11 protein-coding genes are annotated in these 13,620 nt (G+C 55.1%); 7 read left to right on the top strand and 4 right to left on the bottom strand.

The genetic code is table 11. The features are described 5' to 3' along the window. Positions 1 to 3 precede the first annotated feature (3 nt). Both aceE and pdhR read right to left on the bottom strand, forming a co-directional pair. On the bottom strand, positions 4 to 2,667 hold the full coding sequence (aceE, locus tag M8013_RS05070) for a pyruvate dehydrogenase (acetyl-transferring), homodimeric type (RefSeq protein WP_271266723.1): 2,664 nt from the start codon (positions 2,665 to 2,667) through the stop codon (positions 4 to 6). Positions 2,668 to 2,789: 122 nt separating this feature from the next. Beyond that, positions 2,790 to 3,554, bottom strand: a complete 765-nt coding sequence (gene pdhR, locus M8013_RS05065; protein ID WP_271266722.1) for a pyruvate dehydrogenase complex transcriptional repressor PdhR — start codon at positions 3,552 to 3,554, stop codon at positions 2,790 to 2,792. A gap of 538 nt (positions 3,555 to 4,092) precedes the next feature. Between pdhR and aroP the strand changes: the two genes are divergently transcribed. The 3 genes from aroP to M8013_RS05050 all read left to right on the top strand — a co-directional run bounded on the left by aroP (position 4,093) and on the right by M8013_RS05050 (position 7,991). Further along, the gene (aroP, locus tag M8013_RS05060; protein ID WP_271266721.1) at positions 4,093 to 5,463 is read left to right on the top strand and encodes an aromatic amino acid transporter AroP; all 1,371 of its coding nucleotides are present in this window, start codon (positions 4,093 to 4,095) and stop codon (positions 5,461 to 5,463) included. A 160-nt stretch (positions 5,464 to 5,623) separates the two neighbouring features. Continuing rightward, positions 5,624 to 7,021 carry a glycoside-pentoside-hexuronide (GPH):cation symporter gene (locus M8013_RS05055; RefSeq protein WP_271266720.1) on the top strand — a complete coding sequence of 466 codons (1,398 nt, stop codon included), beginning with the start codon at positions 5,624 to 5,626 and terminating at the stop codon, positions 7,019 to 7,021. A gap of 10 nt (positions 7,022 to 7,031) precedes the next feature. Further along, on the top strand, positions 7,032 to 7,991 hold the full coding sequence (locus M8013_RS05050; RefSeq protein WP_271266719.1) for a glycoside hydrolase family 43 protein: 960 nt from the start codon (positions 7,032 to 7,034) through the stop codon (positions 7,989 to 7,991). A gap of 18 nt (positions 7,992 to 8,009) precedes the next feature. Here M8013_RS05050 and ampE read toward each other — a convergent pair whose 3' ends face one another. After that, positions 8,010 to 8,864 carry a beta-lactamase regulator AmpE gene (gene ampE, locus M8013_RS05045; protein WP_271266718.1) on the bottom strand — a complete coding sequence of 285 codons (855 nt, stop codon included), beginning with the start codon at positions 8,862 to 8,864 and terminating at the stop codon, positions 8,010 to 8,012. Continuing rightward, positions 8,861 to 9,424, bottom strand: coding sequence for a 1,6-anhydro-N-acetylmuramyl-L-alanine amidase AmpD (gene ampD, locus M8013_RS05040; protein WP_271266717.1), 564 nt, complete (start codon positions 9,422 to 9,424; stop codon positions 8,861 to 8,863). Before ampD ends, ampE begins: the two co-directional genes overlap by 4 nt. 87 nt (positions 9,425 to 9,511) lie before the next feature. On the opposite strand from ampD, the gene nadC reads away from it, so the two are divergent. From nadC to hofC, 4 genes are all read left to right on the top strand, one after another. Continuing rightward, positions 9,512 to 10,405 carry a carboxylating nicotinate-nucleotide diphosphorylase gene (gene nadC, locus M8013_RS05035; RefSeq protein ID WP_271266716.1) on the top strand — a complete coding sequence of 298 codons (894 nt, stop codon included), beginning with the start codon at positions 9,512 to 9,514 and terminating at the stop codon, positions 10,403 to 10,405. A 176-nt stretch (positions 10,406 to 10,581) separates the two neighbouring features. Next, the gene (gene ppdD, locus M8013_RS05030) at positions 10,582 to 11,034 is read left to right on the top strand and encodes a prepilin peptidase-dependent pilin (protein ID WP_271266715.1); all 453 of its coding nucleotides are present in this window, start codon (positions 10,582 to 10,584) and stop codon (positions 11,032 to 11,034) included. After that, on the top strand, positions 11,031 to 12,416 hold the full coding sequence (gene gspE, locus M8013_RS05025; RefSeq protein ID WP_271266714.1) for a type II secretion system protein GspE: 1,386 nt from the start codon (positions 11,031 to 11,033) through the stop codon (positions 12,414 to 12,416). Before ppdD ends, gspE begins: the two co-directional genes overlap by 4 nt. After that, positions 12,406 to 13,605 carry a protein transport protein HofC gene (gene hofC, locus M8013_RS05020; RefSeq protein WP_271266713.1) on the top strand — a complete coding sequence of 400 codons (1,200 nt, stop codon included), beginning with the start codon at positions 12,406 to 12,408 and terminating at the stop codon, positions 13,603 to 13,605. The genes gspE and hofC overlap by 11 nt, the downstream gene beginning before the upstream one ends. Positions 13,606 to 13,620 lie beyond the last annotated feature (15 nt).

Genomic DNA, 13,620 nt, shown 5'->3' with positions numbered 1-13,620 from the left:
CTCTTACGCCAGACGCGGGTTAACTTTTTCTGCATCGATGTTGAATTTGGTAATTGCTTCCGCAACCACTTTCTTATCGATTTCGCCACGTTTAGCCAGTTCGCCCAGTGCCGCTACAACCACATAAGACGCATCAACTTCGAAGTGGTGACGCAGGTTTTCACGGCTGTCAGAGCGACCGAAACCATCAGTACCCAGTACGCGGTAATCATCAGCCGGTACGTAAGTACGAACCTGTTCTGCGAACAGCTTCATGTAGTCAGTCGATGCTACAGCTGGTGCATCGTTCATCACCTGAGCGATGTACGGAACGCGTGGGGTTTCCAGCGGGTGCAGCATGTTCCAGCGCTCACAATCCTGGCCATCACGCGCCAGCTCAGTGAAGGAAGTGACGCTGTACACGTCAGAACCCACGCCGTAGTCGTTCGCCAGGATCTGTGCTGCTTCACGAACGTGACGCAGGATAGAACCGGAGCCCAGCAGCTGAACTTTACCTTTGCTACCTGCAACGGTTTCGAGTTTGTAGATACCTTTACGGATACCTTCCTCGGCGCCTTCCGGCATGGCCGGCATGTGGTAGTTTTCGTTCAGGGTGGTGATGTAGTAGTAAATGTTCTCTTGCGCTTCGCCGTACATACGGGTCAGACCATCATGCATGATGACCGCCACTTCGTAGGCGTAAGATGGATCGTAAGAGATACAGTTCGGGATAGTCAGAGACTGAATATGGCTGTGGCCATCTTCGTGCTGCAGACCTTCGCCGTTCAATGTTGTACGACCGGAAGTACCACCGACCAGGAAGCCGCGGGCCTGTTGGTCGCCAGCCTGCCAGCACAGGTCACCGATACGCTGGAAACCGAACATTGAGTAGTAGATGTAGAACGGGATCATCGGCAAGTTGTTGGTGCTGTAAGAGGTCGCAGCAGCCAGCCAGGATGCGCCTGCGCCCAGCTCGTTAATGCCTTCCTGCAGGATCTGACCTTTCTCGTCTTCTTTGTAGTAAGCAACCTGCTCACGGTCCTGCGGGGTGTACTGCTGGCCGTTCGGGCTGTAAATACCAATCTGACGGAACAGACCTTCCATACCGAAGGTACGTGCTTCATCGGCGATGATTGGCACCAGACGATCTTTGATCGACTTGTTCTTCAGCATCACGTTCAGGGCACGAACGAAGGCGATAGTGGTAGAGATCTCTTTGTTCTGCTCTTCCAGCAGCTGGGAGAAGTCTTCCAGGGCTGGCAGTTCCAGGGACTCGGTGAAGTTCACCTGACGGGACGGCAGGTAGCCGTTCAGTTTCTGACGCTGTGCGTGCAGATAGGTGTGTTCTTCAGAGCCTTCCGGGAAGGTGATGTAAGAGAGATTTTCAACCTGCTCGTCGGTGACAGGAACGTTGAAACGGTCGCGAACGTAACGCACGCCGTCCATGTTCATTTTCTTCACCTGGTGAGCGATGTTTTTACCTTCGGCGGTGTCACCCATGCCATAGCCTTTAACGGTATGCGCCAGGATAACGGTAGCTTTGCCTTTGGTGTCTTGTGCGTTTTTCAGTGCCGCGTAGACTTTCTTCGGATCGTGACCACCACGGTTCAGCGCCCAGATCTGATCGTCAGACCAGTCTGCAACCAGCGCGGCGGTTTCAGGGTATTTGCCGAAGAAGTGCTCACGAACGTAGGCACCGTTTTTGGATTTGAAGGTCTGATAGTCACCGTCAACAGTTTCCTGCATCAGCTGCATCAGTTTACCGCTGGTGTCTTTACGCAGCAGCTCATCCCAACGACCGCCCCACATCACTTTAACCACGTTCCAGCCAGCACCTGCGAAGATGCCTTCCAGTTCGTTGATGATCTTGCCGTTGCCGGTTACCGGACCATCCAGACGCTGCAGGTTACAGTTGATGATGAAGCACAGGTTGTCCAGCTTCTCACGGGTGGCGATGGTGATCGCACCTTTAGATTCTGGCTCATCCATTTCGCCGTCGCCGAGGAAGGCATAAACGGTCTGCTGAGAGGTATCTTTCAGGCCACGGTGTTCCAGATATTTCAGGAATTTAGCCTGGTAGATTGCACCGATTGGGCCCAGACCCATAGATACGGTCGGGAACTGCCAGAATTCTGGCATCAGTTTCGGGTGCGGGTAAGAAGACAGACCTTTACCGTGAACTTCCTGACGGAAGTTGTTCATCTGCTCTTCAGTCAGACGACCTTCCAGGAAGGCACGTGCGTACACACCCGGAGAGATGTGGCCCTGGAAGTACACCAGGTCGCCGCCGTCTTTCTCGGTGCGCGCGCGGAAGAAGTGGTTAAAGCACACTTCATAAACGGTTGCAGAAGACTGGAAGGAAGCCATGTGGCCGCCCAGCTCCAGGTCTTTTTTGGATGCGCGCAGAACGGTCATAATGGCGTTCCAGCGGATTGCAGAACGGATACGGCGTTCCAGATCCAGATTGCCCGGGTATTCCGGTTCGTCTTCAACGGCAATCGTGTTTACGTAGTTGTTAGCCCCTGCACCTGCAGCTACTTTCACGCCGCCTTTGCGAGCTTCTGAAAGCATCTGTTCAATCAGATACTGAGCACGCTCAACACCTTCTTCACGGATGACCGATTCGATCGCCTGTTGCCAGTCGCGAGTTTCGATCGGATCCACGTCATTTTGGAGACGTTCTGACATGGGGGTATTCCTTATCTATCTAATACGTTGATTTGTCTGGAACCTGTCCCATTGTGCTCTTGGGCAAGAACACAATAAGACAGGTTCTGCGTTTAGTTGCCGCGCTCTAAAAAAACTGGCGCTTAATCCTTTCTTTGCTGTATGCGGCGCAATGAACGTTCTCTACGACTTTGTTCACGGCTGCGGTCCAGCAAGATTTCCTCGATGAAAGCCAGATGACGGTGCGACGCTTCACGCGCCTGCTCCGGTTCCCCGGCCATTATCGCCTCGAATACACGAGTGCGATGGTTGCTGACCAGCGGGAGCATCTCCCGGCGGGCATACAACAATTCAAAATTCTGTCGAACATTCTGGGCCAGCATCGGCTCCATGCAGCGTAGTAGATGAAGCAACACCACGTTGTGTGCGGCTTCGGTCACTGCAATTTGATACTGGACTACGGCATCAGACTCAGCGTCGAGATCGCCGGACTCCTGCGCCCGTTCAATTGCCTGATGCAGTTCGCGGATACGCGCGCGATCTTCATCATTGCTGCGCAAGGCTGCGTAATAAGCCGCGATGCCTTCAAGCGCGTGACGGGTTTCAAGCAGATCAAACTGGGATTCTGGGTGGTCGGAGAGCAGCTCCACTAACGGGTCGCTGAAACTCTGCCACAGGCTGTTTTGCACAAACGTTCCGCCGCCCTGGCGACGAAGCAGCAAGCCCTTGGCTTCGAGACGTTGGATCGCCTCACGCAGCGAGGGACGGGATACGTCGAACTGTTTCGCCAGTTCGCGTTCAGGCGGGAGTTTTTCACCGGGGCGCAGAGTCCCTTCGAGGATCAAAAACTCCAGCTGCTGCTCAATCACATCGGATAGTTTTGGTTGGCGAATTTTGCTGTAGGCCATATTCCCTGTCTTACGCCTTTTTGCCCGGAGTCAATTGGTCTTACCAATTTTGAGTTCGTATCGCTAAAGTAACAAAGTATTCACCTTGTGTCCATATTGGTTTTGATTGAAATCATTAAACCCTGCACATTTTAACAACCTTACAGAAATAACGTTTCAGAAATGTAACTTTGCCCAAAAGAATTGATTACCACTAAAGAGGGGGATTTAACGTTATTGAAACGCAGTAAAGTGCGATCTGAACCGATTTAGCACAGCTAAAAATGAAAAATTGCCCACTTAAGGAGCATTTTTATTCTATAGCTTGATTGAGGGACGTAAACGGGACTATTTACAAATGCTTTCTTTTTATTCAATCCATCTTCTACCCCACATAAAGCAGGTGCATTCGCTGCCGCTTACCATTATTCTCTCCGTTACGGAAGACTCGCCCTACTTTTTGCGATAATTAAACCGTAAACAAATAAATACATGAAATGGAATTTCATAATTACACACGCCCGAGCGTGAACATAACAACCACACACGAGGTTTCATAATGGATGGTCAACTGCAAGGCGATCAGCTAAAGCGCGGCCTTAAAAACCGCCATATTCAGCTTATTGCTCTCGGCGGCGCTATCGGTACGGGCCTGTTTTTAGGCAGCGCATCGGTTATTCAGTCTGCCGGTCCGGGTATTATTCTGGGTTACGCCATTGCCGGCTTTATCGCATTTCTGATTATGCGACAGCTGGGCGAAATGGTGGTCGAAGAGCCGGTTGCCGGTTCTTTTAGCCACTTTGCTTATAAATACTGGGGCAGCTTCGCCGGGTTCGCTTCCGGCTGGAACTACTGGGTACTGTATGTGCTGGTGGCGATGGCGGAATTAACCGCCGTGGGGAAATATGTTCAGTTCTGGTGGCCTGAAATACCGACCTGGGTTTCCGCAGCGGTATTCTTCGTGCTGATTAACGCCATTAACCTGACCAACGTAAAAGTGTTTGGCGAGATGGAATTCTGGTTCGCCATTATTAAAGTTATCGCTGTAGTAGCGATGATCCTGTTCGGCGGCTGGCTGCTGTTCAGCGGCAACGGCGGCCCGCAGGCGAGCGTCAGCAACCTGTGGGATCAGGGCGGCTTCTTACCGCACGGTATGACCGGGCTGGTGATGATGATGGCCATTATTATGTTCTCGTTTGGCGGTCTGGAGCTGGTCGGCATTACTGCCGCAGAGGCAGACAACCCGGAGCAGAGCATTCCGAAAGCCACCAACCAGGTTATCTACCGTATCCTGATTTTCTATGTGGGTTCGCTGGCCGTGCTGCTTTCGCTGCTGCCATGGACGCGCGTTACCGCTGACACTAGCCCGTTTGTCCTGATCTTCCACGAACTGGGCGATACCTTCGTCGCCAACGCCCTGAACGTTGTGGTCCTGACAGCGGCGCTGTCGGTCTATAACAGCTGTGTATACTGCAACAGCCGCATGCTGTTCGGCCTGGCGCAGCAGGGTAACGCCCCGAAAGCGCTGCTCACAGTCGATAAGCGTGGTGTACCGGTTAACACCATTATCGTGTCGGCTCTGGTGACCGCGCTGTGCGTGCTGATCAACTACTTTGCCCCGGATTCAGCCTTCGGCATGCTGATGGCGCTGGTGGTTTCTGCGCTGGTGATCAACTGGGCGATGATAAGCCTGGCGCACATCAAGTTCCGTCGTGCGAAACAGCAGCAGGGCGCTAAAACGCGCTTCCCGGCGCTGTTCTATCCGGTAGGTAACTGGATCTGCCTGCTGTTCATGGCGGCGGTGCTGGTCATCATGTTGATGACCCCAGGCATGGCGATCTCGGTCTACCTGATCCCGGTATGGATTGTCATTCTCGGGGTGGGTTATATGGTTAAACAGAAGAATGCGAAGGCTGTAAAAGCGCATTAATCCCCTCCCCTCTGCGCCTCAACGGGCGCAGAGGGTTGTTACCTTCCTCACACTTTACCGCCAATAGCCATTTCATCCATATCAGCGACGTTATACTGCAACGCATATTTTGCTTTGCCAGCGAATAATTCTCTCCATACCGTAACTCGGAGAGTCGTCGATGGATAACAATAAACTGTCAGTGAAAGAAAAGATCGGCTATGGCATGGGTGACGCTGGATGTAACATTATCTTTGGCGCCATCATGTTGTTTGTGAACTATTTTTATACGGACATTTTCGGCCTGGCCCCAGCATTAGTCGGTGTCTTACTGCTTTCCGTTCGCGTCATCGATGCGATCACCGATCCGATCATGGGTGCCATTGCCGATCGTACCCGCAGCAAGTACGGGCGATTTCGTCCATGGCTTTTGTGGATTGCCTTCCCCTATGCGCTGTTCAGCATCCTGATGTTCACCACGCCGGAATGGAGCTATAACAGCAAAGTTATCTATGCGTTCGTCACTTACTTCCTGCTATCTCTGACCTATACCGCCATCAATATTCCGTACTGCTCGCTCGGTGGTGTTATCACCAACGACCCGAAAGAGCGTGTAGCTTGCCAGTCCTATCGCTTTGTCATGGTCGGTATTGCCACGTTGATGCTGTCACTGACGCTGCTGCCAATGGCCGACTGGTTCGGCGGGGATAACAAAGCCAAAGGCTATCAGATGGCAATGACCGTGCTGGCGCTGATTGGCACCTGCATGTTCCTGTTCAGCTTCTCAACCGTGCGCGAGCGCGTACGTCCGGCCGTACAGACCAATGATGAGCTGAAAAACGACCTTAAAGATGTCTGGAAGAACGATCAGTGGGTGCGCATTCTGCTGCTGACCCTGTGTAACGTCTGCCCTGGCTTTATTCGTATGGCTGCCACCATGTATTACGTCACCTGGGTCATGGGCCAGACCACCCACTTTGCCACCCTGTTTATCAGCCTTGGCGTTGTCGGGATGATGCTCGGCAGCGTACTGGCAAAAGTGCTGACCGATCGCTGGTGTAAACTGAAAGTATTCTTCTGGACCAATATCGCGCTGGCGATCTTCTCCTGTGCGTTCTATTTCTTTGATCCGAAAGCAACAATGACCATTATGGTGCTCTACTTCCTGTTGAACATCCTGCACCAGATCCCATCCCCACTGCACTGGTCGCTGATGGCCGATGTGGACGATTACGGCGAGTGGAAAACCGGTAAACGCATCACCGGAATCAGCTTCTCTGGCAACATTTTCTTCCTCAAACTGGGGCTGGCGATTGCCGGCGCAATGGTCGGTTTCCTGCTGTCCTGGTACGGTTATGACGCCGGTGCAAAAGCGCAAAGCGCAGATGCCATTAACGGTATCGTGCTGCTCTTTACCATCATTCCTGCCGTCGGATATCTCATTACTGCGGGCGTGGTACGACTGCTGAAGGTAGACCGTGAAACCATGAAGCAGATTCAGGAAGACCTGGAAAAGCGCCGCAATAACTATCGCGAGCTGAATGACTATCAGGAACTCAAAGCCGCTGAGACCAAATAAGGAAAGCCTGATGCAAAACTGGCCAAACCCGTTTATTGAACAACGCGCAGACCCCTATATTCTGCGCCATGAAGGGCAATACTACTTTATTGCCTCCGTCCCGGAATATGACCGGCTGGAGATCCGCCGCGCCGATTCGCTGGAAGGGCTGCCGAGCGCCGAGCCGGTGGTGGTCTGGCGCAAGCCAGACAGCGGCCCGATGAGTGAGCTGATCTGGGCCCCGGAACTGCACAGCATCGACGGCAAGTGGTACATCTACTTTGCCGCCACTCACACTCAGGCGCTGGACAAGCTCGGCATGTTCCAGCACCGGATGTTTGCGCTGGAATGCACCGACAGCGACCCTCTTACGGGAACCTGGCACGAAAAAGGCCAGGTTAACACGCCATTCGATACCTTCGCGCTGGATGCAACCACCTTCATGCACCAGGGCAAACGCTGGTATCTGTGGGCGCAAAAAGCGCCGGATATTGCCGGGAACTCGAACCTGTATCTGTGTGAAATGGAAAATCCGTGGACGCTGAAAGGCGAGCCAGTGAGGCTCAGCAAACCGGAGTATGACTGGGAATGTCGGGGGTTCTGGGTCAACGAAGGCCCGGCGGTGTTATTCCACGGCGACCGGCTTTTTATTAGCTACTCCGCCAGCGCGACCGATGAAAATTACTGCATGGGACTGCTGTGGATTGACACACAAGCCGACCCGCGCGACCCGGCGAACTGGCAGAAATCACCGCACCCGGTGTTTACCACCAGCTATGAAAATCGCCAGTATGGTCCGGGACACAACAGCTTTACCCAGACCGCAGACGGCGAAGACGGCGAAGACGTGCTGATATACCACGCGCGGAACTACACCGAAATCGAAGGCGACCCGCTTTACGATCCTAACCGCCACACCCGCCTGAAAGGCGTCCGCTGGAAAGAAAACGGGATGCCCGATTTCGGCATCCCGTCAGCGGATACAGTTTAAACCTGGCGGCGCGCTGGCTTAAACCAGCGTGCCGTAAATGGTCAGCAGCGCCACAATCACCACCACCGTAAAGGTGGTTTTTTTGGCCATCGAAACCGCCGCTTTGGGGGTTTCAATTTTGTCGGTATGCGGCTCACGCGCCAGCGAGAACTGTGCCAGACGCGTCAGCACCTGATACTGCGAGGTATGGCGATCGCCCAACGAAGCAAACCATCCTGGCAGCGCTTTTTCACCATGACCGATCAGGGCATACACCACCCCGAACAGCCGCACCGGCAGCCAGTCCAGGACATGCAGGATGCCATCAATGCCGGATTGCAAACGCTCATGCGGCGTCAGGTAGCGCGCCAGCCAGCTCTGCCAGGCACGTAAAAACGCGTAGCCCATCAGCAGCACCGGCCCCCAGATACCGCCAACCACGAACCAGAACAGCGGAGCCAGATAGTAGCGGAAGTTAATCCACAGCAGCGCGTTTTGCAGCTCGCGTAAAAACTCACGCTCGCTGCACTCAGGCGGCACGCCGTGGATCAGCGTCAGTTCGCTGGCCATCGCCCCACGCGCATGGGCATCATCGCGGGAGGCGGCCTTCAGGTAGGCATGGTAATGGAGACGAACCTTACCGGCGCCAAAGCACAGCACGCCCAGTAAGATCCACACCACCAGCAGCGGAACGTTAAAAAAGAGGCCGTGCAGCGAACGCAGCAGCAGAAAAACCACCACCATCACTGCGCCGGTCATCAGCAGCGTGCGCAGTGGGGAAAAATGACGGATGCGGCGAAACAGCACTTCCATCCGGTGATCCAGTTGCCAGTGCTCACCCAGCTTGAACAAACGCTCAGCAGAAATCACCAGCAGCATGGTAAATAACGTCATGTCATCTCCTTATCTGACAGGGCGGTAAACAGGGTTCTGAATCGTTGCCAGTCAAACGCCGGGCCAGGGTCGGTTTTTCGCTGCGGGGCAATATCACTGTGCCCGGTGATGTGTTGCGCGATAGCCGGATAAAGCCCCATCAGCGTGTGCGTCACCGCGACCAACTGCTGATACTGCACGTCGGTATAGGGCAACGTATCTGTCCCTTCCAGCTCAATGCCAATCGAAAAATCATTACAGCGTTCCCGTCCCTGATAACAGGACACTCCCGCATGCCAGGCGCGTTTATCAAAAGGAACATACTGGACGATTTCGCCGTCACGGCGAATCAGACAATGGGCTGAAACGCGCAGGTGCGCAATGTCGGCAAAAAAGGGGTGAGCATCCGGATCGATTGTCCCGGCGAATAACGCATCAATCCACGGACCACCAAACTCGCCGGGCGGCAGGCTAATGTTGTGAACCACCAGCAACGAGGGGGCTTCATCCTCAGGGCGGCAATCGTGGTGCGGCGAGGGCACATGTCGTGCATCCACCAGCCATCCATGTTCTAACTGCATGCGGGATCTCCTTAGATATGGTGCTGATTCCCGGTTCAGAGTAGCATGTTTCAATCTTATGATTCGTTACCAATTTGGAGTTTTATCATGCCGCCTCGCCGCTACAACCCCGACCACAGACGTGACGTGCTTCTGGAACGTATAAACCTGGATATCCCGGCAAGCGTCGCTCAGGCGCTGCGCGAAGATCTGGGTGGAGAGGTGGATGCTAATAACGACATTACCGCTCAACTGCTGGCGGAAGATGCACGCTCCCATGCGGTGGTGATTACCCGTGAAGACGGCGTGTTCTGTGGCAAGCGTTGGGTTGAAGAGGTCTTTACTCAGCTCGCGGGGAACGGCATTCAGGTGACGTGGCATGTCGAAGATGGCGACAGCATCACAGCCAATCAGCCTTTATTTGAACTCGAAGGTGCCTCACGCGTGCTGCTGACCGGCGAGCGAACCGCGCTTAACTTTGTCCAGACGCTTTCGGGCGTTGCCAGCGAAGTGCGCACCTATGTTGACCTGCTGGAAGGCACCCACACGCAGCTGCTGGACACGCGCAAAACGCTGCCCGGCCTGCGCACCGCGCTGAAGTATGCGGTCCTCTGCGGCGGCGGTGCCAACCATCGCCTGGGGTTATCCGATGCCTTCTTAATTAAAGAGAACCACATCATCGCCTCTGGATCTGTTCGTCAGGCGGTGGAAAAAGCCTTCTGGCTGCACCCGGATGTGCCCGTAGAAGTGGAGGTCGAAAGCCTGGAAGAGCTGGAGGCGGCGCTGAAAGCGGGTGCAGACATCATCATGCTGGATAACTTCAAAACCGAGCAGATGCGTGAAGCCGTGAAACGCACTAACGGTCAGGCGCGCCTGGAAGTGTCCGGCAACGTGACGCGCGAAACGCTGCGTGAGTTTGCCGAAACCGGTGTTGACTTTATCTCCGTGGGTGCGCTGACCAAACACGTGCGCGCCCTCGACCTGTCGATGCGCTTTCGTTAACTAACCCATTACCCGGCCTGAAAGGGCCGGGTACTTCGGCCCGCCTCGCAATAAAAATGTCCGGCACTGTAACGTCCGCATAACCCTCTGAATCCCACGTCACGAAACGATTTTTGTCGCTCGCCCGTTACCAGACACGCTGCCACAGTAGCGCCGGTCAACATAAGGAGCGACCCATGGAAAGACAAAAGGGATTTACCCTCATCGAACTGATGGTAGTCATCGGCATCGTTGCTATTCTTAGCGCAACCGGCATTCCGGCCTACCAGAACTATCTGCGAAAAGCCGCACTCACCGACATGCTACAAACCTTCCTCCCCTACCGCACCGCAGTAGAACTCTGCGCCCTGGATCATGGTGGAACGGACAGCTGCGATGCCAGCGTCAACGGCATCCCCTCCCCCGCAACAACCCGCTATGTCTCTGCCATGAGCATCGCCAAAGGCACCGTTACCCTGACCGGGCAGGAGAGCCTGAATGGTCTGGAGGTAGTGATGACTCCGGTCTGGGACAGCGGCAACGGCATCACTGGCTGGACGCGTATCTGCACCGTCGGCGAGGACAGCGCACTGAAGCAGGCCTGCGAAGACGTCTTCCGCTTTACCGCCGTTGAGGGGAGCGGACAATGAATCCGGACAAATTAATGGCTCTGTGCCAACGCTACAACGCGCTACTGCTAACCCACGATGCGCAGACAATCGACATTGCGGTTATCGGCACGCCGGAGCCCGCAATGTTAGAAGCGCTGCGTTTCGCTACTCAGAAAAGGGTCAATATCGAATGCTGGACCCGCGAAAAAATGGAAAAACATCGGCAATCCGAGACGCGGTCACACCTACCCGTCATCTCTGGTGTGGCAAACTCGGCGGTCGAGATCCTCAATCGAACCCTGATACAGGCGTTGAACCAACGTGCCTCTGATATTCATATTGAGCCCGCCGAGGAAAGCTGGCAGATCCGCTTACGCATCGATGGCGTTCTCTTTCCCCAGCAGCCGCTCTCTTCTGCCCTGGGCACCACGCTTATTGCCAGACTGAAGGTGCTGGGAAATCTGGATATCGCCGAGCGACGTCTGCCCCAGGACGGGCAATTTACGGTTGAGCTTTCCGGCTCACCGGTGTCGTTTCGCATTGCTACGCTCCCCTGTCGCAGTGGGGAGAAGATTGTTCTGCGACTCCTGCAGCAGGAGCAACAGGCGCTTTTGCTTGACCAGTTGGGTATGAGTGAAGCGCAACAGCAACTTTTTGCCAGCGCGCTGAATAAACCGCAGGGCCTGATGCTGGTGACCGGCCCCACCGGCAGCGGTAAAACCGTCACGCTGTACAGCGCGCTGCAGGCTCGCAACACGCCTGCAGTTAATATTTGCAGCGTGGAGGATCCGGTGGAAATTCCGCTGGACGGGCTGAACCAGACCCCCGTTAATCCCCGGGCCGGCTTAACCTTCCAGAACGTGCTGCGGGCGTTGTTACGCCAGGATCCGGATATCATCATGGTGGGGGAAATTCGTGACGGTGAGACGGCGGAGATCGCGATGAATGCCGCACAGACCGGGCATCTGGTGCTGTCGACGCTGCATACCAACTCAACGGCAGAAACGCTGGTGCGCCTGCAGCAGATGGGGGTAGCGCGTTGGATGATCTCCTCGGCGCTGTCACTGGTGATTGCCCAGCGGCTTGTGCGTCGCCTTTGCCCGCACTGCCGTAAACAAGTCCACCGGGAAGCCCCCCTTCCCGAGGGGCTATGGCCCCGACCTCTGCCACACTGGCAGCCCACGGGTTGCGATCGCTGCTATCACGGTTTTTATGGTCGCGTGGCGATCTTTGAGGTGCTGGTCATTAGCCGTGAGCTGCGAACGGCCATCGCCAACGGCGCGCCAGTGGAGGAGATCGACAAGCTTGCCAGACAAGCGGGCATGACCACCCTGTTTGAACATGGCTGCATGGCGGTTGAGCAGGGCAAAACCACGCTCGAAGAGCTGGTCAGGATGCTGGGCGTGCCGGATGGCCAGTAATCATCTCTGGCGCTGGCGCGCCCTCAGCCCACAAGGCGAACGTCAGCAGGGCGCGCTGTGGGCCTCCAACCGCGAAACGGCATGGGCTGCGCTGCTGGATAAAGATCTGTTTCCGCTTGAGCTTAAGCAGAGTGGGTTGTACTCACCCCGCTGGCACTCACAGCATCGCTACGAGGTCATTCACCAACTGGCGACGCTGCTGCAGGCGGGGCTCACGCTGTCGACAGGTCTGGACCTTCTGGCACAACAGCATCCGGCCAGGCACTGGAAGGCGCTGCTGCAAAGTATTGCCGACGATCTCAGTGCCGGGAGTGCCTTTTCAGAAGCGCTGAAAAAATGGCCGAACGTCTTTCCACCGCTCTACGTTTCAATGATGAGAACCGGCGAGCTGACGGGTAAACTCGACGAATGCTGTCGGCAACTGGCGCAACAGCAAAAAACGCAGCAACAGCTTGGCGCGAAGGTAAAAAAGGCGCTGCGCTACCCGGTCATTATTCTGACATTGGCCGTTGCGGTTGTGCTGGCCATGGTGACGCTCGTGCTGCCGGAGTTTGCAGGGATCTATAGAACGTTCAATACCCCCTTACCGGCCCTGACCCAGGCCGTAATGGGGATGGCGAGCTTTCTTCAGGAGTGGGGAGTGGCGATGTTACTGTTCCTGCTGGTGACAGTGTCGGGCCTGCTTACCGTTCGCCGTCATCGTCGATGGCGCGTTGCCACTCAGCGCCTGTTGTTACGCTGCCCGATAATCGGCCCACTCGCCCGCGGACAGAAATTGAGCCAGATCTTTACCGTACTGTCGTTAACGCAGCAGGCCGGTATTGCTTTTTTACAGGGGCTGGAGAGCACGCAAGAGACGCTGGAGTGCCCCTTCTGGCAGGAGAAGTTACAGGCAATACATCAACGCGTGACGCAGGGGGAACCCATCTGGTCGGCGCTGAATGATGCTCAGATCTTTACCCCGCTCTGTATTCAGTTGGTACGTACCGGCGAAGCCTCGGGCGCGTTGGATACGATGTTGCGTAATCTGGCACAGCACCATAATGAACAGACCTTTCAGCAGGCAGATAATCTGGCCTCGCTGCTTGAGCCGCTGCTGTTGATCGTGACAGGGGTAATTATCGGTACATTAGTCGTTGCGATGTACCTGCCTATTTTCCATCTGGGGGATGCGATGGGAGCGGGATAACGCTGGCGCGGGAGC

This window comes from Silvania confinis, assembly GCF_025564085.1.
Lineage (GTDB): Bacteria > Pseudomonadota > Gammaproteobacteria > Enterobacterales > Enterobacteriaceae > Enterobacter > Enterobacter confinis.
This window is presented reverse-complemented; position numbering and strand designations above follow the sequence as displayed.

Coding starts and splice junctions, on each gene's coding strand:
- aceE (WP_271266723.1), bottom strand. CDS start 2,667: ATGTCAGAACGTCTCCAAAATGACGTGGATCCGATCGAAACTCGCGAC.
- pdhR (WP_271266722.1), bottom strand. CDS start 3,554: ATGGCCTACAGCAAAATTCGCCAACCAAAACTATCCGATGTGATTGAG.
- aroP (WP_271266721.1), top strand. CDS start 4,093: ATGGATGGTCAACTGCAAGGCGATCAGCTAAAGCGCGGCCTTAAAAAC.
- M8013_RS05055 (WP_271266720.1), top strand. CDS start 5,624: ATGGATAACAATAAACTGTCAGTGAAAGAAAAGATCGGCTATGGCATG.
- M8013_RS05050 (WP_271266719.1), top strand. CDS start 7,032: ATGCAAAACTGGCCAAACCCGTTTATTGAACAACGCGCAGACCCCTAT.
- ampE (WP_271266718.1), bottom strand. CDS start 8,864: ATGACGTTATTTACCATGCTGCTGGTGATTTCTGCTGAGCGTTTGTTC.
- ampD (WP_271266717.1), bottom strand. CDS start 9,424: ATGCAGTTAGAACATGGATGGCTGGTGGATGCACGACATGTGCCCTCG.
- nadC (WP_271266716.1), top strand. CDS start 9,512: ATGCCGCCTCGCCGCTACAACCCCGACCACAGACGTGACGTGCTTCTG.
- ppdD (WP_271266715.1), top strand. CDS start 10,582: ATGGAAAGACAAAAGGGATTTACCCTCATCGAACTGATGGTAGTCATC.
- gspE (WP_271266714.1), top strand. CDS start 11,031: ATGAATCCGGACAAATTAATGGCTCTGTGCCAACGCTACAACGCGCTA.
- hofC (WP_271266713.1), top strand. CDS start 12,406: ATGGCCAGTAATCATCTCTGGCGCTGGCGCGCCCTCAGCCCACAAGGC.